Origin of the sequence: Nocardia inohanensis NBRC 100128, from assembly GCF_001612945.1 — a bacterium.
In the GTDB taxonomy this organism is placed as follows: Bacteria; Actinomycetota; Actinomycetes; order Mycobacteriales; family Mycobacteriaceae; genus Nocardia; species Nocardia inohanensis.
The window spans coordinates 422,719-449,447 of record NZ_BDBK01000012.1 but is presented as its reverse complement, the minus strand read 5'-3'; the positions used below and the strand labels follow the sequence as shown (position 1 = coordinate 449,447).

Genomic DNA, 26,729 nt, shown 5'->3' with positions numbered 1-26,729 from the left:
ACCGAACGATCTGGAGTCCCCCCGATGTCCGACAACGATGAGCTACGCCGGTATCTGAAGAAGGCCGCGAAAGAGCTCTACGACACCAAGCAGCAGCTGCGCGCGCTCACCGACCGGTCGCGGGAGCCGATCGCCATCGTCGGTATGGCCTGCCGGTACCCGGGCGGGGTGCGCTCGGCGGACGAGCTGTGGCGGATGACGGCGGACGGGGTGGACGCCATCGGGGCGTATCCGGCCGATCGCGGCTGGGACCTGGACCGGCTCTACAACCCGGATCCCGATGTGCCGGGCGGTATCTACACCCGCGACGGCGGCTTCCTCGATGCCGTCGGCGATTTCGACGCGGCCTTCTTCGGCATCGGGCCGCGTGAGGCCGCGGCCATGGACCCGCAGCAGCGGCTGATGCTCGAAGCGTCCTGGGAAGCCCTCGAGGACGCGGGCATCGACCCGGTGTCGTTGCGCGGCAGCGACACCGGCGTCTTCGCCGGCGTCATCCACCAGCACTACGGTCCCCGCATCGGCGGCCCGAATATCAGCGCCGAGACCGAAGGCCATGCCTACCTGGGTGTTTCGAACGCGGTGCTCTCCGGCCGGATCGCGTACACGTTCGGCTTCAAGGGCCCGGCCATCTCGGTCGACACCGCCTGCTCGTCGTCGCTGGTGGCCCTGCATCTGGCGTGTCAGGCGCTGCGGCAGGGGGATACGTCGCTGGCGCTGGCCGGCGGCGTGACCATCATGTCGGATCCCTCGCTGCTGATCGCCTTCGCGCGGCAGCGGGCGCTGTCGCCGGACGCGCGCTGCAAGGCGTTCGCGGCCGCCGCCGACGGCACCGGATTCTCCGAGGGCCTCGGCGTCCTGGCGCTGGAACGGCTGTCGGACGCACAACGCCTCGGCCACACCGTGCTCGCGGTGATCCGGGGCAGCGCCGTCAATCAGGACGGCGCGAGCAACGGCCTGACCGCGCCGAACGGCCCGTCACAGGAACGCGTGATCGCGTCCGCCCTGGCGAATGCCGGTCTGACCCCGGCGGATATCGACGCGGTGGAGGCGCACGGCACCGGCACCATGCTCGGCGATCCCATCGAGGCGCGCGCCCTGATCAGCGCCTACGGCACGCGTCGCGAGAGCGCCCCGCTGCTGTTGGGTTCGCTGAAATCCAATATCGGCCACACCTCGGCCGCCGCGGGTGTCGGCGGCGTGATCAAGATGGTGCAGGCCATGCGGCACGGCGTGCTGCCCAAGACCCTGCACGTGGATGCGCCCACCCCGCACGTGGATTGGTCCGCGGGCACGGTGCGGCTGCTTCAGGAGAATGCGCCGTGGCCGGCGGGGGAGCGGACCCGGCGCGCCGGGGTGTCGTCCTTCGGCGCGAGCGGCACCAATGCCCACCTCATCCTCGAGGAAGCGCCCGCCGCACCGGTCGCCGAGCCGGCGCCGGAGGTGAAACCTGTTGCCGCCGAAATCGTTCCGCTGCTGATCTCGGCCAAGACCGAGGACGCGCTGCGCGCGCAGGCGGATCGGCTGCGGCACTGGCTGCTCGAAAACGCCGACGCCGATATCCGCGACGTGGCGTACTCCGCGGCGACATCGCGGGCACAGCTGGAGCGCCGCGCCGCGGTCGTCGGACGGGACCGGGACGAATTGCTCACCGCGCTGGCCGGGGTGGCGGCGGGCGCGGACGGCATCATCGAAGGAAATGCCGGATCGGATCGGACCGCATTCCTGTTCACCGGTCAGGGCGCGCAGCGCGCCGGTATGGGCGCGCACCTGTACCGGGCCTTCCCGGTATTCGCGGCGGCCCTGGACGAGGTCTGCGCGGAGTTCGATCCGCTGCTGGGCCGCTCGCTGAAAGACCTGATGTTCGCCGATGCCGACGGCGTGCTGGACCGGACCGAGTTCACCCAACCGGCCCTGTTCGCCTTCGAGGTGGCGCTGTTCGGTTTGCTCGAATCGTTCGGTGTCACACCGGATGTGCTGATCGGTCATTCGATCGGCGAGCTGGCGGCCGCCTACGTGGCGGGCGTGTGGTCGCTCGCCGATGCCTGCGCGCTGGTGGCGGCGCGCGGCCGGCTGATGGGCGCACTGCCGGTGGGCGGTGCGATGCTCGCGGTGGCGATCGGTGCGCAGCGCGCCGCCGCCGTCGTCGCCGATTTCGGGGACCGGGTATCGGTTGCGGCCGTCAACGGCCCGGCCTCGACCGTGCTCTCCGGCGACGCCGATGCCATCGCCGAGATCGAGCGGCTACTCGCGGCCGAGGGCGTGAAGACGAACCGGTTGCGGGTCAGCCACGCCTTCCACTCCGCGCGCATGGATCCCATGCTGGCCGAGTTCCGCGGCGTCGCGGCGAAAGTGACGTACCACGCACCATCGCTGCCGATCGTGTCGAATGTTTCGGCCGTCGTGGTCTCCGCCGAACTCACCGATCCGGAGTACTGGGTCGCGCAGCTGCGCGGGTCGGTCCGCTTCGCGCCGGGCGTCGACGCCCTGCTCGATTCCGATGTGCGCCGGTTCGTGGAGGTCGGCCCGGACGCGGTGCTCACGGCCATGACGCGCGGCTGCCTCGCCGAACATCCGGCGCTCGAATCGGTTGCGACCGTGGTCGCGGCGGCCCGCCGCTCGGCCGATGAGGTCACGCAGTTCGTCACCGCCCTCGCACGGATTCATGTGGCGGGCGCGCGGGTGGACTGGCAGCCCTGGTTCGCCGGACGCGCGGTGCGCCGGATCCCCTTGCCCACCTACGCCTTCCAGCACCGCCGCTATTGGTTGTCGGGCGCTGCCGACTTGACGGCGCCCTCCACCGACCATCCGGTCCTGACCGGTGTGGTCGGCTTGGCCGGGTCCGACGAATGGTTGCTCACCGGCCGATTCTCGCTGCGCACCCATCCGTGGATCGCCGATCACATGACCTACGGCACGGTCGTCGTGCCGAGCGCGACCTTCATCGAATTCCTGCTCGCCGGCGGCCGCCGCATCGGTTGCGGCGTGGTCGAGGAACTCACCTTGCAAGCGCCGATCCTCCCGGTCGCCGACGACGAGATCGAGCTCCAGGTGCTGGTCCAGGCGGCGGACGAATCCGGGCGGCGGCCGTTCGAGTTCTACTTCCGCAAGACCGCCGACACCGAGTGGATCCACAATGCCACCGGCGTGCTCGGCTCCCACCCGGACGGCGATTCCGCCCTGCTGCCGCGACTGCGGGAACAGTGGCCGCCCGCCGACGCCGAAGTCCTCGACAGCGTGGGGCTTCCGGCCCGCATCGCCGAACTGGCCGGACTCGAATACGGTCCCGCCTTCGTCGGCGTGCGCGCCGCCTGGCAAAACGACGACACCGTCTTCTCCGAGCTCGAGCTGGACACCGCCGCGGCCCCGGAACCTGGACGGCACATCCTGCATCCCGCCCTGCTCGACATGGTCATGCACGCGGGCTTCTCCGGATTGCTCTGGCGTGGTGGGAATTCCGATCCGGACACCGGAAAGCTGCTGTTCCGGTGGGCCGGTGCGCGCTTCTACGATTCGGCAACCAGGCCGGCCGAGGTCACCTCGCTCCGTGTGATCGCGACCGCGAGCGGACCCGAGACCATCTCGGTCGCGGCCGTCGATCCGGACGGCAATCCGATCGTCTCGGTCGACGCGGTCGTGATGCGCCCGTACGACGTCAAGGAATTCCGCAGCAGCCTGGCCGGTGATGCGGCAGGTCTCTACCGGGTGCGCTGGGAATCCAGTGCGGGACCGGCGGCGCACGCGGGCCGGTCACTTCCCGTCCTGGCGACGCTCGGCAGCGAAGTGGTGTCGGGGATCAGTGCCGCGCATCCATCGATCACCGATGTGCTCGCTGCAGACCACCTCCCCGACGTACTGGTTTGGCGGGCCCGCGGCTCCGCCGTCTCCGCGGCTACCACCGGTGGCCCCGAGTCGGTGCGGGCCGCGGTGCACGAAGCGCTGGCCACGGTGCGGTCCCTGCTCGCCGAAGCACGGCTGTCCGCGACGCGGCTGGCCGTCGTGACCACAGGTGCCGTGGGGCTGGACGGCGAGATCCCCGATCCGGCCGCCGCGGCGGTGTGGGGGTTGGTGCGCAGCGCCCAGTCGGAGCATCCGGATCGGTTCGTGCTCCTCGATGAAGACCCGGCACAGCCCGTCGACGCCGATCGCATTGCGGCGGTGGTGCGTTCGGGTGAGCCGCAGCTGGCGCTGCGGGGCACCGAGGTACTGGTTCCCCGCCTGGTGCGGGCGGCCACATCCGAGAACGCCGGTGCCACTCCGTCATTCGGCGATGGCACGGTACTGATCACCGGCGGCACCGGTGGCCTGGGCGCGTTGTTCGCTCGCCATCTCGTGACCGAACACGGTGTGCGGCACCTGGTGCTGACCTCACGACGCGGCCCGGACGCCCCGGGGGCGGCCGAACTGAGCGCCGAGCTGACCGGACTCGGTGCCGAGGCGCGCATCGTCGCGTGCGATGTGAGCGACCGCGACGCCGTCCGGAACCTGCTCGAAACGATCGCCACCGGAACCGGCCTGACCGCCGTGGTGCACACCGCCGGAATCCTGGACGACGGCACCGTCGAGTCGCTGACCGATGACCAGGTGGATCGAGTGCTGACCCCGAAGGTCGACGGCGCCTGGCATCTGGACGAGCTGACCCGTGCGCTGAATCTCTCCGCGTTCGTGCTCTTCTCGTCGATCGCGACCGTGCTGGGCACCTCGGGCCAGGGCAACTACGCCGCCGCGAACGGTTTCCTGGACGCCCTGGCGCAACGTCGCCGCGCGGCCGGGCAGGCAGCTACCGCGCTGGCCTGGGGACCGTGGAATCAGAGCAGCGGCATGACCGGCGGCTTGCGGAGTTCGGCCCTCGCCCGCTGGGATCGACTGGGCCTGAGCCCGCTCGAAAACGCCGAGGGGCTGCGCCTTTTCGACGAAGCGCGCACACACACGGAACCGAGCCTGGCTCCGATCCGCTTCGACGCGAGCGTCCTGCGCCGCGAATCCGATACCGATGCGGTCCCGGCAGTACTGCGCGGCTTCGTGCGGCGTGCCACCCCGGCCCGCCAGGCGGTCGCCGCGGCCGCGGGATCGCTCGCCGCCCGCTTGGCGGAAGTACCGGAAGCCCGCCGCGCCGAACTGGTGCTGGAGGTCGTACTCACCCAGGCCGCCGCCGTGCTCGGCCATGACTCGGCCGCCGATATCCGCCCCGAACAGCGCTTCGACGAGATCGGTTTCGACTCCCTCGGCGGCGTCGAGTTCCGCAACCGCCTCGGCAAGGCCACCGGCCTGCAACTGCCATCGACCCTGGTATTCGACCACCCCACCCCGGTCGCGGTGGCGAAGCTCGTGCAATCGCGCATCGAACCGGCCGCGGGCGCTCCGGTCAAGAAGACGGTCCGTCGCGTCCGCGCGGACGAACCGATCGCGATCGTCGGTATGGCCTGCCAGTTCCCCGGCGGCGTCGAATCACCGGACCAGCTCTGGGAACTCGTCGCCTCCGGCGTCGACGCGACCGGCGACTTCCCCGCCGATCGCGGCTGGGACCTGGACCGGCTCTTCGACGCGGACCCCGACAAGCCCGGCACCGTCTACACCCGGCGCGGCGGATTCCTCTACAACGCGGGCGATTTCGACCCGGCCTTCTTCGGTATCGGCCCGAAGGAAGCCTCCGCGATGGACCCGCAGCAGCGCCTGCTGCTCGAAACATCTTGGGAGGCACTGGAAGACGCGGGCATCGACCCGACGACGCTGCGGGGCAGCGACACCGGCGTCTATGTCGGCGCCGGCTACTCCGGCTACGTCGATCTGGTCGCCGGCGATCTGGAGGGCTATCGCCTCACCGGCACCACCAGCAGCGTCATGTCCGGCCGCGTGGCGTACGTGCTCGGTCTGGAAGGCCCGGCGGTCACCGTGGACACCGCCTGCTCGTCCTCGCTGGTCTCCCTGCACCTGGCCTGCCAGGCGCTGCGCCAGGGCGAAAGCTCCCTGGCCCTGGCGAGCGGGGTGACGGTCGCCGCCAGCCCCTACCTCTACGTCGATTTCGCACGGCAGCGCGGCCTTTCGCCCGACGGCCGCTGCAAGGCGTTCTCCGCCGCAGCGGACGGCGTCGCCTTCGCCGAGGGCGTGGGCGTGCTCGTGCTGGAGCGGCTCTCCGACGCGAAACGCCTGGGCCACAATGTCCTTGCGCTCGTGCGCGGTACGGCGGTGAACCAGGACGGTGCGAGCAATGGTTTGACCGCGCCGAACGGTCCGTCGCAGGAGCGGGTGATCGCGGCCGCACTGGCGAACGCCGGTCTGGAGCCGTCGGATATCGACGCGGTGGAGGCGCACGGCACCGGCACCCCCCTCGGCGATCCGATCGAAGCCCAGGCGCTGATCGCCTCGTACGGTCAGGATCGTGCGGGCAATCCGCTGCGGATCGGATCCATCAAGTCGAATATCGGGCACACCGTGGCCGCGGCGGGCGTCGGCGGCGTGATCAAGATGGTGCAGGCGCTGCGCCACGAAACCCTGCCCAAGACCCTGCATGCCGACGAATCCAGCCCGCACGTGGACTGGTCCGCCGGTGATGTCCAGCTGCTCACCGAGGCGCAGCCGTGGCCTGCCGGCGGCCGGATTCGCCGCGCCGGTGTGTCCTCGTTCGGTGTCAGCGGCACCAACGCGCACGCCATCCTCGAAGAAGCACCCGCCGCGCCGGTGGCCGTTCCGGCTACGGAGGCGCGGCCGCTGCCGGTGGTGCCGTGGCTGCTGTCGGCCAAGAACGACTCCGCGCTCCGGGGACAGGCGGCCAGGCTGCGGCAGTGGGTGATCGAGAACCCCGAAGCCGACCCGGCGGAGGTGGCCCATGCGCTCGCGACCACCCGCGCCCAGCACGAGTCACGGGCCGCCGTCCTCGGCGCCGATCGCACGCAACTGCTGGCCCGGCTGGCCACGCTGGCCGACGGAACCGACAGTGCCGGAATAGTTTCCGGTACTGCCGGGTCCGGCAAGACCGCCTTCCTGTTCACCGGACAGGGTGCGCAGCGCATCGGCATGGGTGCGGGGCTGGCCGCCACCTTCCCGGTATTCGCGGCGGCCCTGGACGAGGTCTGCGGCCGGTTCGATCCCCTGCTGGGCCGGTCGTTGCGGGAGCTGATGTTCGGCGACGACGCGGCCGTGCTGGGCCGGACCGAATTCACGCAACCGGCGTTGTTCGCGTTCGAGGTGGCCCTGTACCGGTTGATCGAATCATTCGGTGTCACACCGGATCTGCTGATCGGCCATTCGATCGGTGAACTCGCCGCCGCGTATGTGGCCGGTGTCTGGTCGCTGGAGGACGCGTGCACGCTGGTCGCCGCGCGCGGCCGGCTGATGGGTGCGCTGCCCGCGGGTGGCGCGATGCTCGCGGTCGCCGCGCCCGAAGCCGAAGTCGGCACGGTGATTGCGGGATTCGGCGAGCGGCTCGCCATCGCGGCGGTGAATGCTCCCGCGGCCGTGGTGGTCTCGGGCGACGAGGACGCCATCGACGAGATCGAGCGGCAGTTCGCCGGACGCGGCCGCAAGACGAACCGGTTGCGGGTGTCGCACGCCTTCCACTCCCATCGGATGGCACCGATGCTGGCCGAGTTCGAGACGGCGCTGGCGGCGGCGACCTACAACGCTCCACGAATTCCGCTGGTATCCAATGTCTCCAGTGAGATCGCCGGGACCGAGATCCTGACCCCGGGCTACTGGGTGTCACAGGTGCGCGGCGCGGTGCGCTTCGCACCCGGGATCGAGACGCTGGTGGCGGCGGGCGCGCGCCGTTTCCTGGAAGTCGGCCCCGATGCGGTGCTGGCCGCCATGACCCGGCAGACGCTGCCCGCCGACCTCGAGTCCCGCTCGCTGGTCGCCGCGGCGGCCCGCCGGGGCAACGACGAGGTCGAGCAGTTCCTGACCATGCTCGGCCAGGCCCATACCGCCGGTATCCCGGTCGATTGGAACGGGCTGTTCGGCGACCGCCGCCCGGCCCGAGTCGCGCTGCCCACCTACGCCTTCGAGCACAAGCGGTACTGGCTCGAACCCGGTCTCGCTCAGCCCCGGCCCAGCGCCTCGGACCACGACCTGCTCACCGATGTGGTGCGCGTGGCCGACCGCGACGAGTGGCTGCTGCGCGGCCGGTTCTCACTGCCCACCCACCCCTGGATCGCCGACCACACCACCTACGGCGTGGTGGTCGTCCCCAGCGCGGCGCTCATGGAGATGCTGCTGGTCGCGGGCCGCCGGATCGGCTGCGAGGTGGTGGACGAACTCATCCTCGAAGCGCCGATCCTGCCGCCGCCCGACGGCGAGGTCGAACTGCAAGTGCTGGTGCGGGAACCGGACGCGGCGGGCCGCCGGTCGTTCACGTTCTACTACCGCCTCCCCGATGCCGTCGACGGCGAATGGACGCGCAATGCCAGCGGTGCGCTGAGCGGCCGCCAGCTGATCGACATCGGTCTCATGGATATGCTCCGCACCGGTCCGTGGCCGCCACTGGACGCCGATCCGGTTGACACCGAATGGATTCCGGCGCACGCCACCCGGGTCTCCGGACTGGCCTACGGTCCGTCGTTCATCGGCGTCGACGCCGCCTGGCACAGCGGTGATCTCGCGTTCTCGCAGATCACGCTGAACCCCGACGTCCCGTCCGAGGGTTTCCAGCTGCACCCGGCGCTGTTCGACATGGTCATGCACGCCGGGCTCGTCTGCCTGATCTGGCCGGAGCTGGGCAGCAATCCCGCCGAGGGCAAACTGCTGTTCCGCTGGGGCGCAACGCAATTCCATACCACCGGCAAGGTCACCAGCCTGCGTGTGCTGGCCGTCAAGCGCAGCAGCGAGGCGATCGCCGTCGTGGCCGTCGACCAAGACGGCAATCCGGTCGTCACCATCGACGAAGTGGCGATGCGTTCCTACGATGTCCAGCAGTTCCGTGCCACGCTGTCGGGTGGACGTGCGGCCCGGTACGGGGTGCGCTGGTCGGCGGTCGGGGCGGGGGAAGGGCTCGCCCCCATCGGGCGCGCGGCCGTGTTCGGCGCCGCGCAGGTATCCGGAATCGACGAGCGGTATGCGGATCTGGCGGCACTCGTCGCTGCCGACACCGTTCCGGACATTGTGGTGTGGTCGGAATCGACTACACCGCACAGTGATTCGATCAGGTCGTCGAGTGATCGGGTGAAGGCCGCCCTGCACGTGGTGCGCGAATGGCTGACCGAAGCGCGGTTCGCGCGGTCGCGGCTGGTCGTGCTGACCGACGAGACCTCGGACATCGCTTCGGCAGCGGTAGCCGGTCTGGTGCGCAGCGCGCAGACGGAGTACCCGGATCGAATCGTGCTGCTGGATGCGCAGCTCCTTTCGCTCGATGCGCTGCGAGCCGCCCTCGCGACCGCGGAACCACAGCTGGCCCTGCGCGACGGTGAGATCCTCGCGCCGCGACTCGAGGCGGTGACCTCCACTGCGGCCGAACAGGTTTCGTTCGGCTCCGGGACCGTGCTGATCACCGGCGGCACCGGGGGATTGGGCGCACTGCTGGCGCGGCACCTGGTCACCGCACACGGCGTGGAACGGTTGCTGCTGGTGTCCCGCCGAGGTGAAACCGCTGACGGAGCAGCGGAACTCGCGGCCGAACTGTCGAGCCTGGGCGCCGAGGTGCGTATCGCCGCGTGCGATGTCACCGACCGGGACGCGCTGCGCGAGCTGCTGGCGGGCTTGCCCGCGGACCATCCGCTCACCGGTGTCGTGCACACCGCGGGCGTGCTCGACGACGCCACCTTCGGGTCCCTCACCGACGACCGGATCGATCGGGTGTTCGCACCCAAGGCCGATGCCGCATGGCATCTGCACGAGCTCACCCGCGAGCTGGAGCTGTCGGCCTTCGTCCTGTTCTCCTCGATCGCCGGCCTGATCGGCTCGGCGGGGCAGGCGAATTACGCTGCCGCGAACAGCTTCCTGGACGCACTGGCCACGCGGCGCCGGGCCGCGGGACTGCCCGCGCTGTCCCTGGCCTGGGGACCGTGGCAGCCGGAGCTCGGCATGACCGGCGCCCTGGATCGCACCGCCGTCAGCCGGATGGAACGCCTGGGCCTGGCCCCGCTGGACCGCACCGACGGCCTGCGCCTGTTCGACGCGGCGCTGACCACGGCGGAACCGGTGACCGCGCTACTGCACCTGGACGCCGACAAACTGCGTCTGGAGGCGCACGGCGGTCTGGTTCCGGCGGTGCTGCGCGGCTTCGTTCGCGCCCGCGGCCGCACGGCCACCACCTCGGCCGCCGAACCCTCGCTCGCCGAACGCCTGCAAGGCGTACCGGAGGCCAAGCGGCACGCGGTCGTGCTGGACCTGGTGCGCGAACACGCGGCGGCGGTGCTGGGGTACGGGTCGATCGACGACATCGGACCCGATCGCGGCTTCGACGAACTCGGTTTCGATTCGCTCGGGGGCGTCGAGTTCCGGAACCGGCTCTCGAAGGTGACGGGCCTGTCGCTGCCCTCCACCCTGGTATTCGACTATCCCAATGCCAGGGAGATAGCCGGTTACCTGCTGGCGCAGACCGTGGTGGCCGAGCCCGCGCCGGCCGCTCCCGCCGTGCCCGACGACATCGCCCGGCTCGAGGCCATGCTCGAGCGGATCATCGCGGGCGGCAACAACGACCAAGACACTATCGCCGGATTGCGGGGCGTCAACGAACGCCTGCGCGCCTTCCTGGGGGACAAGTGGCCGGGCAGTGAATACGACGACCTCGAATTCCACTCCGACACTGAACTTTTGGACCTGATCGACGAGGAGTTCGGACCCGCATGAGCAACCCCGGCACCAGCAACGAGGAACGGCTCAGCCGGTATCTGCGCAAGCTGACCGTAGATCTGCGAGCCGCCAAGAAACACATCCAGGACCTGGAGGACCGCGCCGGCGAACCGATCGCCATCGTCGGTATGAGCTGCCGGTATCCGGGCGGCGTCGAAACCCCGGCGCAGCTGTGGGAGCTGGTCGCCTCCGGCACCGACGCGGTCGGCCCCTTCCCGGCCGACCGCGGCTGGGACCTCGAGCGACTGTTCGACCCCGACCCGGACAAGGCCGGCACCGTCTACACCCGCGAAGGCGGATTCCTGGACGCGGCAGGCGATTTCGATCCCGGCTTCTTCGGGATCTCGCCGCGCGAGGCCGCCTCGATGGACCCGCAGCAGCGCCTGTTCCTGGAAGCGGCCTGGGAGGCGCTGGAAGATGCCGGCATCGATCCGATGTCACTGCGCGGCGGCGACACCGGGGTCTTCGCGGGCGTCATCCACCAGGACTACGGCCCCCGCGTGGGCACGCCCGGCCTGAGCGCGGAATCGGAAGGCCATGCCTACCCCGGTGTTTCGGCCAGCGTGCTCTCCGGCCGCGTCGCGTTCCTCTTCGGTTTCAAGGGCCCGGCCCTCTCGGTGGACACCGCGTGCTCGTCCTCGCTGGTCGCCCTGCACCTGGCCTGCCAGTCCCTGCGCCAGGGCGAAACCTCCCTCGCGCTGGTCGGCGGCGTCACCGTCATGCCCGACCCCACCCTGCTCATCGCCTTCGGCCGGCAGCGCGCGCTCTCGCCCGACGCCCGCTGCAAGGCCTTCGCGGCCGGGGCGAACGGGACCGGGTTCTCCGAGGGGCTGGGCATGCTCGCCGTCGAACGACTCTCGGACGCGAAGCGGCTCGGTCACCGCGTGCTCGCGGTCATTCGCGGCACCGCCGTCAACCAGGACGGGGCCAGCAATCGACTGACCGCGCCGAACGGGCCCTCGCAGGAGAAGGTCATCGCGGCCGCGCTCGCCAGCGCGGGCCTGACCCCCGCCGATATCGATGCCGTCGAAGCGCACGGCACCGGCACCAGCCTCGGCGACCCCATCGAGGCGCAGGCCCTGATCGCCGCCTACGGTCGCGGCCGCACCGGCGAGCCGCTGCGCATCGGCTCGCTCAAATCGAATATCGGCCATACCTCCGCCGCGGCCGGGGTCGGCGGCGTGATCAAGATGGTGCAGGCGATGCGGCACGAAATGCTGCCCGCCACACTGCATATCGACGCGCCCACCCCGCACGTGGATTGGTCGGCGGGCACGGTGCGACTGCTCACCGCACCGGAACAGTGGCCGGCGGGGGAGCGGGTGCGCCGCGCCGGTGTCTCCTCCTTCGGCGCCAGCGGCACCAACGCGCACGTGATTCTGGAAGAGGCTCCGGCACCGGAGCCGGCCCCCGCGAACCCATCGGACGACACCTCCGACCCCGGTGCGCAGGCGACCGCGTCCGGTGATTCCGGCGTGCGGTCGCCGGCGTCGGGTATCGCCGAACCCGGCGCGCACGCGGTCGCCTCCGGTGCCGCCCCGTGGCTGCTGTCCGCGAAAACCGAGGACGGCGTGCGGGCGCAGGCCGCCAAACTGCTGGCGTGGGCGACCGAAAACCCCGGCCTGACAGTCGATGACGTCGCCTACTCGCTGGCGGTGACCCGTGCGCGCCTGGATTGGCGGGGCGCGGTGGTGGCCGGTGACCGGGACGGGATGCTCGCCGGACTGGCGGCGCTGGCCGCGGACGGCACCGCGAGCCTGGCCAAGGGGGTGGCGGCGGGGCGGGCGGTCACCCGTAAAGCCGCATTCCTGTGCACCGGTCAAGGCGCACAGCGGGTAGGCATGGGACGTGAACTGTACGAGGCGTTCCCGGTGTTCGCCGCCGCACTCGACGAGATCTGCGAACAGTTCGACCCGCTGCTGGGCCTCTCGCTGAAACGGCTGATGTTCACCGGCGAGCTGGATGCGGACGGCCCCGCGCACGCCGATGTGCTGAACCGGACCGAGTTCACCCAGCCCGCGCTCTTCGCCTACGAAGTCGCGCTCAGCCGGCTGCTGAACGCCTTCGGCGTGACACCCGATATCCTGGTCGGACATTCGATCGGCGAGCTGGCCGCCGCGCACATCGCCGGCGTGTGGTCGCTGGCCGACGCGTGCCGATTGGTCGCGGCGCGCGGCCGCCTCATGGGGCAGCTGCCCGAAGGCGGCGCGATGCTGGCCGTCGCCGCGAGCGAGCGTGAGGTCCTGGACGCGATCGGCGACCGGACCCGTGTCTCCATCGCCGCAGTGAATTCCCCTGCCGCCGTGGTGGTCTCGGGAGACGAGGACGAAGTCGCGGCGCTCGAGGAGCTGTTCGCCGAACGCGGGCGCAAGACCTCGCGGCTGCGCGTATCGCATGCCTTCCACTCCCACCTCATGGACCCGATGCTGGCCGAGTTCGAAGCCGTCGCCCGGACGGTGAGCTACCGGCGCCCGCAGATTCCCCTGGCCTCCAACGTCTCCGGCGATATCGCAGGCGATGAAGTGCTGGAACCCGCCTACTGGGTCCGGCAGGTGCGGGCCGCCGTGCGGTTCGCGCGCGGCGTGGACAGCCTGGTGGCGTCCGGGGTGCGCCGATTCGTGGAGATCGGCCCGGATGCGGTGCTGACGGCCATGACCCGGCAATCCCTCCCCGACGAGATCGAATCCCAGTCGCTGGTGATCGCCGGGGTGCGCCGGGGCCGTGCCGAGGTCGAACAGCTGGTGGACTGCCTGGCACAGGCGCACACCGTCGGTGTCGATATCGATTGGCAGGCGTTCTTCGCCGATCGGCCGGTGTCCCGAGTCGCATTGCCCACCTACGCATTCCAGCGCCGCCGCTACTGGCTGGAAACCCATGTCGGCGGCCCCGGCCTCGAATCCGCGGGCCTGTCCGCAGTCGAGCATCCGCTGCTGGGCGCGGTGGTTTCCGTCGCGGAATCCGGTGATGTGCTGCTGACCGGCCGCCTCTCGGTGGCGACCCAGCCGTGGCTCGCCGACCATGTGGTCGCCGGCTCGATGCTGTTGCCCGGCACCGGGTTCGTGGAGCTGGCCCTGCGCGCCGGAGCCGTAGCCGGTTGCCCGGTCATCGAGGATCTGACCCTTCAGGCCCCGCTGGCGCTGCCCGCGACCGGCGGGGTGCACATCCAGGTCGTGGTCGGCGGCGCGGAACACGATTCCCCGCAGCGGCCGGTCGCCGTCTACTCCCGCGACGAGGACGATCAGGACGGCCAGTGGGTGCTGAACGCGCGCGGCTCGCTGAGTGCTGAAAACAGCGCGCCCGCTTTCGAACTGGCGGCCTGGCCACCGGCTGCGGCCGCACTCGATATCCCCACCGCGTACGCCGGCCTGCTGGCGCGCGGCTACGACTACGGCCCGGCGTTCCAGGGCGTGCGCGCGCTGTGGCGGCACGGCGCCGAGGTATACGCCGAAATCGCCGTCGATCCCGAAACCGGGCTGCGCGCCGACGGATTCGGCATCCACCCGGCCCTGCTGGACGCCGCCATCCACGCGGGTCTGCTGGTCCGGGTGCTCGAAAGCGATGCGGGACAATCCGACTCGCCCTTCACGATCGCGGGCGGTCAAGTCGTACTGCCCTTCTCCTGGGAGTCGGTCTCGCTCTACGCCGCCGCGCCGTCGGTGCTGCGCGTACGCCTGACCACGTCCGGAACAACGGTTTCGGTCGCCGTAGCGGACGAGCACGGGCAACCGGTGCTGTCGGGCACCCTGACGACCCGATCCATGCCCCTCGAACAGCTCGCCGCAGCCGCCGCGCGCACTCGCGCCGCGGCAGCGCCGCTGCTCGAACTCGTCTGGTCGCCAACGACTTCCGAGCCTGCGCCGGCGGATGCGCAGGTGGGCCGGTGGGAGCGGCTCGACCCGGAGACCCCGGTTCCCCCGCTGGTGATACTCGAGGCCGGGTCCGGCTGGAACGATCACACCGTTGCCGATGTGGTGACCGCGACTCATGCCGAGGTCGCCCGAATCCTCGAGGTCGTGCAGGCATGGCTGGCCCAGGACCGCTTCGTGCAGAGCACCTTGCTCATCGCCACCCGCGGCGCGGTCGCGCTGCCGGGTGAGGACCCGACCGACCTCGTAGGCGCGGCCGTGTGGGGCCTGGCGCGCGCGGCCCAAACCGAAGATCCCGGCCGGATCCTGCTGGCCGACACGGACACCGGCGCCGACGAGCTACCGGCCGCCACCGTGCTCGCGATAGGCGAGCCACAGCTGGTGCTGCGTGCCGGCGTGGCCCACACCGCGCGGCTGATCCAGCCTCCGAGCGCGGCGTCTGCCCCGCCCACCGGTCGGGCGGCGGCAAATGATGACAGCGTCGGAGATGATCGGACCGTTGCGCCGGTGACCTCCGCTGGAGTGGACGGTTTCTCCTTCGGTACCGGTTCGGTGCTGATCACCGGCGGGACCGGTGGGCTGGGCGCGGTCGTGGCCCGGCATCTGGTGGCCGAGCACGGCGTGCGGTCGCTGCTGCTGGTCAGCCGTAGCGGTCCAGCAGCCGAGGGAGTGGCCGAGCTCGGTGCGGAATTGGAGCGATCCGGCGCGGTGGTGCGGGTGGTGGCTTGCGATGTCACCGATGCCGCCGCGGTGGCCGGGTTGCTGTCCGAGGTGCCGGCGCAGTGGCCGCTGACCGCGGTGATCCATGCGGCGGGCGTGCTCGATGACGGCATCATTCCGTCGCTGACCGCGCAGCGCGTGGACGCGGTGCTGGCTCCCAAGGTGGATGCCGCGTGGCATCTGCACGAAGCGACCGCCGGGCTGAATCTCGCCGCGTTCGTGGTGTTCTCGTCGGTGTCCGGCATTGTCGGCGGGCCCGGCCAGGCGAATTACGCTGCCGCGAACACCTTCCTGGACGCGCTGGTCGCCCACCGGCGCGCCCGTGGACTCGCCGGGCAATCGCTGGCCTGGGGTCCGTGGGCGCGGTCGAGCGGTATGGCCGGCACGCTGGACGAGACCGACCTGGCCCGCATGAGCCGCGGTGGATTCACCGCGCTCCCGGACGAGCAGGCGTTCGCCGGTTGGCGGGCCGCCCTCGAACGCGGCACCGCGCAGGCGGTGATCGCGACCCTGGACACCGCCGCACTGCGGGATCAGTCCGAGGCCGGGCTGCTGCCGCCGCTGCTGCGGGAACTGGCGCCGGTCGCGACTCGCCGCCCGGCCGCCGATTCGGCGGCGGCCGGTCTGCGGCAACGCCTTTCGGGTCTGGACGCCGACCGGCGGCGGCAAACCGTGCTCGATACCGTGCGCACCCACATCGCGGCGGTACTCGGTCACGACAGCGCCGCCGCGATCGACCCCGACCGTGCCTTCCAGGACCTCGGCTTCGATTCCCTGAGCGGCGTCGAACTGCGTAACCGGCTCAAGACCGTGACCGGCCTGTCCCTGTCGGCCGCAGTGGTTTTCGACTACCCGACCCCGCAGGCGCTGGCCGCCTACCTGGCCGACGAGCTCACCGGCACGGGGCAGGACATCGCCGTCACCGCGACGAAGGCAGTCGCCGACGAACCCATCGCTATCGTCGGCATGGCCTGCCGGTACCCGGGCGGCGTCGATACACCGGAGGACCTGTGGAAGCTGGTGCTGGACGGCACCGATGCCATCACGGAGTTCCCAGTGAATCGCGGCTGGGATGCCGAGCGGCTCTACGACCCGACCGGCGAGACCCCGCATACCAGCTACACGCGCGAGGGTGGATTCCTGCACAGCGCGGGCGAATTCGATCCCGCCTTCTTCGGCATCAGCCCCAATGAAGCCGCCACCATGGACCCCCAGCAGTTCCTGCTGCTGGAGACCTCGTGGGAGGCCCTGGAACGCGCCGGTGTCGATCCGGCCGCGCTGCGCGGCAGCGCGACCGGGGTCTTCGCGGGCATGATGTACCACGACTATCCGGCCAATGCGAACTCCGGATCCATTGCCTCGGGCCGTGTTTCGTATGTCCTCGGCCTGGAGGGGCCGTCGGTCACCGTCGACACCGCCTGCTCGTCGTCGCTGGTGGCGATGCATCTCGCCGCGCAATCACTGCGGTCCGGCGAGTCGGATCTGGCCTTGGCCGGCGGTGTGGCGGTGATGGCCACCCCGGAAGTGTTCGTGGAGTTCAGCCGCCAGCGCGGCCTGGCTCCGGACGGGCGCAGCAAGTCCTTCGCCGATGCGGCCGACGGTGTCGCCTGGTCCGAAGGCGCGGGCGTATTGGTGCTGGAGCGGCTGTCGGACGCGCGGCGCAACGGCCATCGCGTCCTCGCGGTGATCGCCGGTTCGGCGGTGAATCAGGACGGCGCGTCGAACGGTCTGACCGCGCCCAACGGTCCGTCGCAGCGCCGGGTCATCCGGCAGGCGCTGGCGAACGCGGGCGTCTCGCCCGCCGAGGTCGATGTCGTGGAAGCCCACGGCACCGGCACCACCCTGGGCGATCCGATCGAAGCCCAAGCGCTGCTCGCCACTTACGGCCGGGAGCGGCCCGGAGACAACCCGCTGTGGCTGGGCTCGCTCAAGTCCAATATCGGCCACACCCAGGCCGCGGCCGGGGTGGGCGGCGTGATCAAGATGGTGATGGCGATGCGGCACGGGCTGCTGCCGCGCACCCTGCACGTCGATCAGCCCTCCACCAAGATCGACTGGTCCGAGGGGCACGTCCGGCTGCTGACCGAGGCGATGCCGTGGCCGGTCGCGGAGCGCCCGCGACGCGCCGGTGTTTCCTCGTTCGGCATCAGCGGCACCAACGCGCACATCATCATCGAGCAGGCCCCGGCCGCGAACTCGGCTCCCGTCTCGGGCACCGCGCCCGCACCGGCCGGTGGCGTACTGCCGTGGGTGCTCACGGCACGCAACCGGGACGCGCTCGCCGACCAAGCCGGGCGGCTGGCCGCGGCCGTCGCGGATCGTGCTCTGGATCCGGCGGATACCGGCTTCTCCCTGGCGGCCACCCGCGGCGTATTCGAGCACCGCGCAATCGTGCTGGCCGATGACCGTGACGGCCTGCTCGCGGGTACGCGAGCCCTGGCCGCGGGTGAATCCACGGCGAACGTGGTGACCGGCCGAGCCGTACCCGGTGCGACGGCGCTGGTGTTCTCGGGTCAGGGTGCGCAGTGGGCGGATATGGCCGCCGGGTTGCGCGCGGCGTACCCGGTGTTCGCCGGGCATTTCGACGCCGTCGTGGCGGAGCTGGATCCGCTGCTCGGACAGTCGATTTCGCTGGCCGAGGCGCTGTCGTCCGAGGATCTGGTGCATCGGACGGTGTTCGCGCAGGCGGGCCTGTTCGCCTTCGAGGTCGCGCTGTTCCGCCTGCTGGAGTCCTGGCGGGTCCGCGCCGACCTGCTGGCCGGGCACTCCATCGGTGAGATCGCCGCCGCACATGTCGCGGGCGTGATGTCTTTGCAAGATGCGTGTGTGCTGGTAGCCGCCCGCGGCCGGTTGATGCAGGCGCTGCCCGCCGGTGGCGCGATGGTGGCCGTAGGCGCTGCGGAAGCGGACGTTGCGCCGCTGCTCACCGGCGAGGTGTCGATCGCCGCGATCAACGGCCCGGCCGCAGTGGTGCTCTCCGGTGTCGAGACGGCCGTCGCGGCCGTCGTTGATCAGTGCGTCGAAAGAGGCTGGCGCACACATCGTCTGCGGGTTTCGCATGCTTTCCACTCGGCGGCGATGGAACCCATGCTGGACGAATTCGCCACGGCGATAGCGGGTTTGACCTTCACCAGCCCCAGCATCCCGCTGGTGTCCACGGTGACCGGCACCCTGGTCGAGGCCGAAATGACCGATCCGTCGTACTGGGTCGGTCAGGTCCGCGCCACCGTCCGCTTCGCCGATGCGATTGCCACCGCGGCCGCGTCGAGTGCTGTGCGCTTCGCCGAGGTCGGCCCCGACGCGGCGCTGACCCCGATGATCGCGCAGATCGTGGACGGCGGGCCCGCAACGGTGGCGGCGCTGGCACGCCGCGACCATGCCGATGCGTCCACCCTGCTGACCGGCGTCGCCGGCGTGTTCGTGGCCGGCGCCGACCTGGACTGGGCCGCCCTCTACGCCGGCGCCGCGGCCCAGCGAATCGACCTGCCCACCTACGCCTTCCAGCACGAGCGTTTCTGGCTCGACGCCAAGCAGGTGCTGGCGCAGTCCTGGCTGGGGGCCGAACTGGGCGGAGTGACCTCCGTCGGTCTCGACGCCGTCGACCATCCCCTGCTCGGTGCGCTGGTGCCGCAAGCGGAATCGGGCGGTGTCACCTTCACCGGCCGCTGGTCCCTGGACTCGGTGGAATGGCTGGCCGACCACAGCGTGCACGGCGTCGTCCTGCTGCCGGGCACCGGGTTCGTCGAATTGGCGAGCTATGCCGGTGGCCTGGTGGGCTGCGAGGTGGTGCAGGAACTCGTGCTGCACACCCCGCTGACCATGCCCGCCGCGGGCAGTGTCGCGGTACAGGTCGTGGTGGCCGCCGCCGATGACAGCGGTCGCCGCCGGATCGGCGTGCACTCCCGCCAGACCGCCACGGGCCCATGGCAATTGCACGCCGAGGGCATACTCGCCCCCGGCGCGGCGGCCCCCGATTTCGATCTGACCTCGTGGCCACCGGCCGGCGCGGAACCCCTCGACGTCGACGGCGCCTACGACGACCTGCTCGACCTCGGATACGGGTACGGCCCGTACTTCCAGGGTCTGCGTGCGGCCTGGCGCCGGGGTGACGAAGTATTCGCCGAGGTCGCCCTGCCGGACGCCCGGCAGGCCACCGGCTACGGAATCCATCCCGCCCTGTTCGACTCCGCCCTGCACGCCGGAATCATCCACGGCCGCAACGGCGGCGGCGCAGTACTGCCCTTCGCCTGGAACCGGGTGGCGCTGCACTCCGCCGGCGCTGCCGCCGTGCGCGTGCGCAGTGTTCCCGAGGGCGACAACTTCGCCATCCAGATCGCCGATGAGCAGGGCCGCCCGGTGCTGTCGGTGGGAGCCTTGGTCTCCCGGCCGGTTTCGGCCGAGCGACTGGGCGCGGATCGCGTGTCGGATGCCCGCTTCGGGGTGGAATGGGTGACCGTGCCGCAGCCCGCTACGGCTGTCGAGCCCGGCCGCGTAGCCGTGCTCGGCCCCGATCGCGGGCTCGCGACCTTGATCGCGGACCTGGATGCGGCTGCGGGCCAAGCCGTTCCCGAGATCGTGCTGTTCGAATGCCCGCGCCAGGACGGTCCGCCGACCTCGGCGGCACGGGCGGTCATGACCGCCGTTCTCGACACCGTCCAGGCTTGGCTGGCCGAACCCCGTTTCGCCGCTGCCCGTTTGGTGGTGTGCACCGAAAACGCGGTAGCGGTCGGAGATTCGGATCAGGTCCGTTTGGACCAGGCCCCGGTATGGGGCCTGCTGCGGGCCGCGCAGGCCGAACACCCCGGCCGATTCCAGCTACTCGACGTCGATCGCGGCAGTGACCGGAGCGCTGCCGTCACGGCGGCCGCGACCGGCGAACCCGAGGCGGCGCTGCGCGGCGCGACGGTATTCGCGCCGCGCCTGACCCGGCAGACAGCCGGTTCGGCCGCGCGCTCGATCGAGGCGGGCACCGTGCTGGTTACCGGCGGCACCGGTGGTCTCGGTGCGGTGATCGCCCGCCATCTGGTCACCGAACACGGTGTGCGCCAGCTGTTTTTGACCTCCCGGCGGGGACCGGAAGCCCCGGGCGCCGCCGAATTGCGTGAGCAGCTGATCGAACTCGGCGCAACGGTCACCATCGCCGCCTGCGACGTCTCCGATCGAGCCGCGCTGGCCGCCTTGCTCGACGGCATCCCCGCCGAGCATCCGCTGACCGGTGTGGTGCACGCGGCCGGAACCGCCGACAACGGCCTGATCGAATCGATCACGCCGGACCGGATCGCAAACGTGTTCGCGCCCAAGGCCGATGCGGCCTGGCATCTGCACGAGCTCACCCGCGATCGCGACCTGTCGCTGTTCGTGCTGGTGTCGTCCGCGGGCGGTCTGGTGCTGGCCGCGGGGCAAGCCAACTATGCCGCTGCGAACGTCTTCCTCGATGCCCTCGCCGCCCACCGTCGCGGGCTCGGATTGCCCGCTACCGCAATCGATTACGGCATGTGGGAGCGCTCCAGCGGTCTCGGCAGCGAACTGTCCGAGGACGATTTCGACCGCATGCGCCGGCTGGGTTTCCCGCCGCTCACCGAGGCCGACGGCCTGGCCCTGTTCGACGCGGCCATCGCCACCGATAGCGCGCAATCGGTAGCGCTGCAGGTCGATCCGGCCGTGCTGCGCACCCGGGGCGAGCAGATCCCCGCCCTGGTCCGTGCGCTCGTACCGGCCCCGGTACGCCGCGGCAACCGGACGCCGGCGGGGCAGGCATTCCTGCAAAAGCTCACGGGCCTAACGGATTCCGATCGCAGCGCGGCCCTCGTCGACTTCGTCCGGGAAGTAGCCGCGGGCATCCTCGGCCACGCCTCGATCGAGGCCGTCGAACCGCATCAGGCGTTCCAGCAACTCGGGTTCGACTCGTTGAGCGCCATCGAATTCCGCAACCGGCTCAATACCGCCACCGGACTGCAACTCCCGGCCACGCTCATCTTCGACTACCCCAACCCGCGCGCCGTCGCCGAGTTCATCGGCACCCAGCTCACCGGCGTCGCCGTGGTCGAGGAGCGTGCGGTCAGCCGCGTCCGAGCCGACGACGAGCCGATCGCCGTGGTGGCCATGGCCTGCCGCTATCCGGGCGGGGTGGCCTCGCCGGAGGACCTGTGGAACCTGGTCGTCTCGGGCACCGACTCCATCGGCGACATGCCCTCGGATCGTGGCTGGGACATCGACGGCATCTACGATCCCGAACCCGGCAAGGCGGGCAAGACCTACACCCGCAATGGCGGATTCCTGTACTCCGCGGCCGAATTCGATGCCGACTTCTTCGGGATCAGCCCCAACGAGGCCACCGTGATGGACCCCCAGCAGCGCCTGCTGCTGGAAGTCTCCTGGGAGGCCCTCGAGCGCGCCGGCCTGGATCCGGCGGTGCTGCGCGGCAGCTCGACCGGCGTCTTCACCGGCCTCATGTACCACGATTACGCGCAGGCCACCGGCACCGGCAGCGGCGCCGCGGGCAGCCTGGTCTCGGGCCGCGTCTCCTATGTGTTCGGTCTGGAAGGCCCGTCCGTCACCGTCGATACCGCCTGCTCGTCCTCGCTGGTGGCCCTGCATCTGGCCGGGCAGTCGCTGCGCTCGGGAGAGTGCGATCTCGCCCTGGCCGGTGGCGTGGCCGTCATGGCGACCCCGGACATGTTCCTCGAATTCAGCCGCCAGCGCGGGCTCTCCCCGGACGGCCGGTGCCGGTCCTTCGCGGAGTCGGCCGACGGTGTCGCCTGGTCCGAGGGCGCGGGTGTGCTGGTGCTGGAACGCCTTTCCGACGCCCGCCGCAACGGTCACCAGGTGCTGGCGGTGATCGCCGGTTCCGCCGTCAATCAGGACGGTGCGTCGAATGGGCTGGCCGCGCCCAACGGTCCGTCCCAGCGCCGGGTCATCCGCCAGGCGCTGGCCAATGCCGGGGTCTCGCCGGTCGAGGTCGACGCGGTGGAGGCTCACGGCACCGGGACCACGCTCGGCGATCCCATCGAAGCCCAAGCGCTGCTTGCCACCTACGGGCAGGACCGCGACCCGGAGCATCCGCTGTGGCTGGGCTCGCTGAAGTCCAATATCGGTCACGCGCAGGCCGCCGCGGGGGTGGGCGGCGTGATCAAGATGGTGATGGCCATGCGGCAGGGGCTGCTGCCGCGGACCCTGCACGTGGATCAGCCGTCCACCAAGGTGGATTGGTCCGAGGGGAACGTGCGGCTGCTCACCGAATCGGTGGCGTGGCCGCAGGTGGATCGGCCGCGGCGTGCGGGTGTGTCGTCGTTCGGGATCAGCGGCACCAATGCGCACCTCATCGTGGAACAGGCTCCGGTGGTCGAGCCGGCTCCGGTGACCGCCGCGGTTCCGGTCGGTGGGCTGCTGCCCTGGGTGCTCTCGGCGCGTAGCGAAGCGGCGCTGGCCGAGCAAGCGGCCCGGCTGCTATCGACTGCGGCCGAACAGGATCCGGTCGACGTCGGTTTCTCGCTCGCGTCCACGCGCACGGTGTTCGAGCATCGCGCCGTCGTCCTGTCCGGCGCCCGCGATGAGCTGCTCGCGGGAGTGCGGGCGCTGAGCCGCGCCGAATCGGTAGCGGGCGTGGTGTCCGGTCGTGTCGTGACCGGATCGACGGGTCTGGTGTTCTCGGGTCAGGGCGCGCAATGGGCGGGGATGGCCGACGAGCTGCGAGCCACGTACCCGATATTCGCCGAGCACTTCGATGCGATCATCGCGGAGCTGGAACCACTACTGGCACAGCCTGTTTCGCTGGCCGAAGCACTCTCCTCGGAGGAGCTGATCGACCGGACGGTGTTCGCGCAGGCGGGTCTGTTCGCGTTCGAGGTGGCCCTGTTCCGCCTGCTGGAGTCGTGGCAGTTGCGCCCCGACGTGGTGGCCGGGCACTCGATCGGCGAGATCGCCGCCGCTCATGTCGCGGGTGTGCTGTCGCTGACCGACGCCTGCGTGCTGGTCGCCGCTCGCGGCCGGTTGATGCAGGCGCTGCCCACGGGCGGGGCGATGGTCGCCGTCGGCGCATCCGAAATCGAGGTGCTGCCGCTGCTCACGGGTGCGGTGTCGATCGCCGCGATCAACGGCCCGTCCTCGGTGGTGCTCTCCGGCGTCGAAGCCGATATCACCGCTGTGGTCGAACGCTGTGCCGAGAACGGCTGGCGCACACACCGTTTGCGTGTCTCCCACGCCTTCCACTCGGCGCTGATGGAGCCCATGCTGGCGGAGTTCGCCACGGCGATAGCGGGTTTGACGTTCAACCCACCGACCGTCGCACTCGTCTCCACGGTGACCGGCTCCCGCGTCACCGGCGAGATGACCGATCCGGCGTACTGGGTCGGACAGGTCCGCGACACCGTCCGCTTCGCCGATGCGGTCGCCACCATGGCGAATGCGGGCGTGGCCCGGTTCGCCGAGGTCGGGCCCGATGCCGTGCTCCTGCCGATGATCGGCCAGGCCATCGATACGACGGTGGTGGCCCTGGCCCGTCGCGGCCACGCCGATGCCGGCACGGTCTCGGCCGGGGTGGCCGGGTTGTTCGTCACCGGCGCCGAACTGAATTGGGCCGGGACGTATCCCGCCGGGGCGCGGCGAATCGATCTGCCCACCTACGCTTTCCAGCGCCGCCGCTATTGGATGCTCGAAGGATCCGCGGCGGGCGGTGACGCCCGCTCGATGGGTCTGGCGACCACCGGACACCCCCTGGTATCGGCGGTGGTGACCCAACCGGACTCCGGTGCGGTGATCCTGACCGGTCGCCTGTCCGTACAGACGCAGCCGTGGCTGGCCGACCATCGGGTGCTGGGCACCGTATTGGTTCCCGGTGCCGGGCTGGTCGAACTCGCCCTGCACGCCGGCGAACAGGTGGGTTACCCGGCCCTCGAGGACTTGGCGCTCCGATCACCGCTGGTGCTACCGGAATCCGGCGGTGTCGCGGTGCGCGTCGTCGTCGGGGCCGAGGACGAGAGCGGCCGCCGCGCGGTGCGGATCTACTCCTGCCCCGAGGCGGCGGTCGATTCGGCCGCGACCTGGACGCTGAACGCCGAAGGCGCGCTCACCCGGGAGGAGGCGAACGCCGCCGACCTCACCTCGTGGCCGCCGCTCGGTGCCGAGCCCCTCGCGGTGGACGGCGCTTACGACGAGCTCGGGGACGCCGGGTACGGTTACGGCCCCAGCTTCCAGGGCCTGCGGGCCGCATGGCGGCGCGGTGACGAACTGTTCGCCGAGGTCGCGCTGCCGGATCTCCAGGAGGCCAAGGCTTTCGGGCTGCATCCGGCGCTGCTGGATTCCGCGCTGCACGCCCTGCTGGTGAGCGAGTTCATGCCCGCGACCGAGGGCGGGATCGCCCTGCCGTTCGAATGGTCGGGCGTTACCTTGCACGCTGCCGGAGCCGACGCGCTGCGGGTCCGGCTGACCCGCGTCGGTGACAACGCCGTAGCCGTCGACCTCGCGGATCCGACCGGTGCCGCGGTGGCGAGCGTGCGGCACCTGGCCTCCCGGCCGATCGATGCCGCCCAGCTCGCGGCAGCCGTGTCCAGCACCGATAACGCCATGTTCCAGGTCGATTGGACGCCGATCGCGGTGTCCGACGCCGGGATCAGCGCCATCGCGTGGGCGGATCTCGGTGACGAGATCCCGGCCGCCGTGGTCCTGGACACGCCGAGCTCCGCTGATCCGGGCGGCGTTCGGGCGGCGACACACGCTGTGCTGCAAGCGCTTCAGTCCTGGATCACCGATGGGCGGTTCACCGATTCGGTGCTGGTGGTTCGGACCAGCGGTGCGGTATCGGTTGCCGGGGAGACCGTTCCGAACCTGGCCGGCGCCGCCGTGAGCGGTCTGGTGCGTTCGGCGCAGGCGGAGCATCCGGGCCGGATCGTGCTGGTAGACAGCGACTCCGAGCTCGACGGCCTGCTCGGCGGGATTCTCGCTGCCGAAGAACCGCAGGTCGCCGTGCGCGGCGGGCAGGTATACGGACCGCGACTCACCCGAGCGGCCTCCGCCCGGGCGACGGCTCCGACCGGGTTCGGCGCGGATGAGACCGTGCTGATCACCGGTGCCAGCGGCTTCCTCGGCGGCTTGTTCGCCCGGCACCTGGTCACCAAGGGCGTCCGGCACCTGCTGCTGTTGAGCCGCCGCGGTGAATTCGCGCCGGGCGCAGCCGAATTGCGCACCGAACTGCGGAATCTCGGTGCGGAGGTCGAATTCGCGTCCTGCGATGCCGCCGACCGCGAGGCGCTCGCCGAGGTGCTGGCCGCCGTTCCCGCGACCCGCCCGCTGACCGGTGTGTTCCACACCGCCGGCGTGCTGGACGACGGTGCCCTCGCCGCACTGACCGCGGATCGCATGGATACGGTGTTGCGGCCCAAGGCCGATGCCGCCCTGCACCTGCACGAACTGACCGCCGGAATGCCCCTGCGGGCCTTCGTGTTGTTCAGCTCCGCGGCCGGTGCCTTCGGCAGCCCGGGGCAGGGCAACTACGCCGCCGCCAACGCCCTCCTGGACGCACTGGCATTGCACCGCAGGGCATCCGGACTTCCGGGGCAATCCCTCGCCTGGGGTTTGTGGAGCACGGACGGCGGCATGGCCGCCGAGCTCGGCGACGCCGAACGGCAGCGCATGTCCCGATCGGGCATGCTGCCGCTCGCCCCGGAACAGGGTTTGGCGTTGTACGACGCAGCGGCCGACATCGGCACGGCGGCAACGGTGCTCGCACGGCTGGATCCGGCGGGGCTCCGCTCCGCGGGCTTCGCCGAGACCCTGCTCTCGGGGCTGATCCCGGCGCGCCGCCGCGCGGCCGGGGATGCACCCAATGCGCTCCGCGCCCGCCTCGCCGAAACTCCCGGCAGCGAACGCCTCGGCGTGCTCGTCGAGATCGTGCGCGGGCAGGTCGCGGCGGTGCTGGGGCACCCGAATCCCCATGCGATCGCGGCCGACCGGGCCTTCAACGAAATGGGCTTCGACTCCATCACCGCCATCGAGTTCCGCAATACCCTCAAAACCATTACGGGACTGCGGTTGCCCGCGACCCTGGTGTTCGACTACCCGAGCCCGCTGGCTCTGGCCGAATACCTGGCGGCGGAGTTCACCGGCGATGAGGGCCCCGGCGGATCATCGGAACCCTCGGAAATCGACGTGCGGCGCGCGCTGCAATCGATCCCCGTAGCGCGGCTCCGCGACGCGGGCCTGCTGGATGCGCTGCTGAAGCTGGCAGCGGGCCCGGAGGCGCCCGCCGAGGAACCGGACATCACCGAGGAGTCGATCGACGACCTCGATATCGACGATCTGATCGACCTGGCTTACCAGTCATCGGAGGATTGACGGCGATGCCGACCGGGTGGGCAGCCTGCCCATCCG

Annotated in this window: 2 protein-coding genes; both read left to right on the top strand. The window is 70.8% G+C overall.

Annotated features, from left to right (window positions below; all coding sequences use genetic code 11):
* Positions 1–24: 24 nt before the first annotated feature.
* Positions 25–10,776 carry a type I polyketide synthase gene (locus tag NI1_RS24505; RefSeq protein WP_067825002.1) on the top strand — a complete coding sequence of 3,584 codons (10,752 nt, stop codon included), beginning with the start codon at positions 25–27 and terminating at the stop codon, positions 10,774–10,776.
* Positions 10,773–26,693, top strand: a complete 15,921-nt coding sequence (locus NI1_RS24500; RefSeq protein WP_067825000.1) for a type I polyketide synthase — start codon at positions 10,773–10,775, stop codon at positions 26,691–26,693. Before NI1_RS24505 ends, NI1_RS24500 begins: the two co-directional genes overlap by 4 nt.
* Positions 26,694–26,729: the final 36 nt, after the last annotated feature.

Bases quoted from the DNA above. Each gene is read 5' to 3' on its own strand.
- NI1_RS24505 (WP_067825002.1), top strand. From the start codon at position 25: ATGTCCGACAACGATGAGCTACGCCGGTATCTGAAGAAGGCCGCGAAA.
- NI1_RS24500 (WP_067825000.1), top strand. From the start codon at position 10,773: ATGAGCAACCCCGGCACCAGCAACGAGGAACGGCTCAGCCGGTATCTG.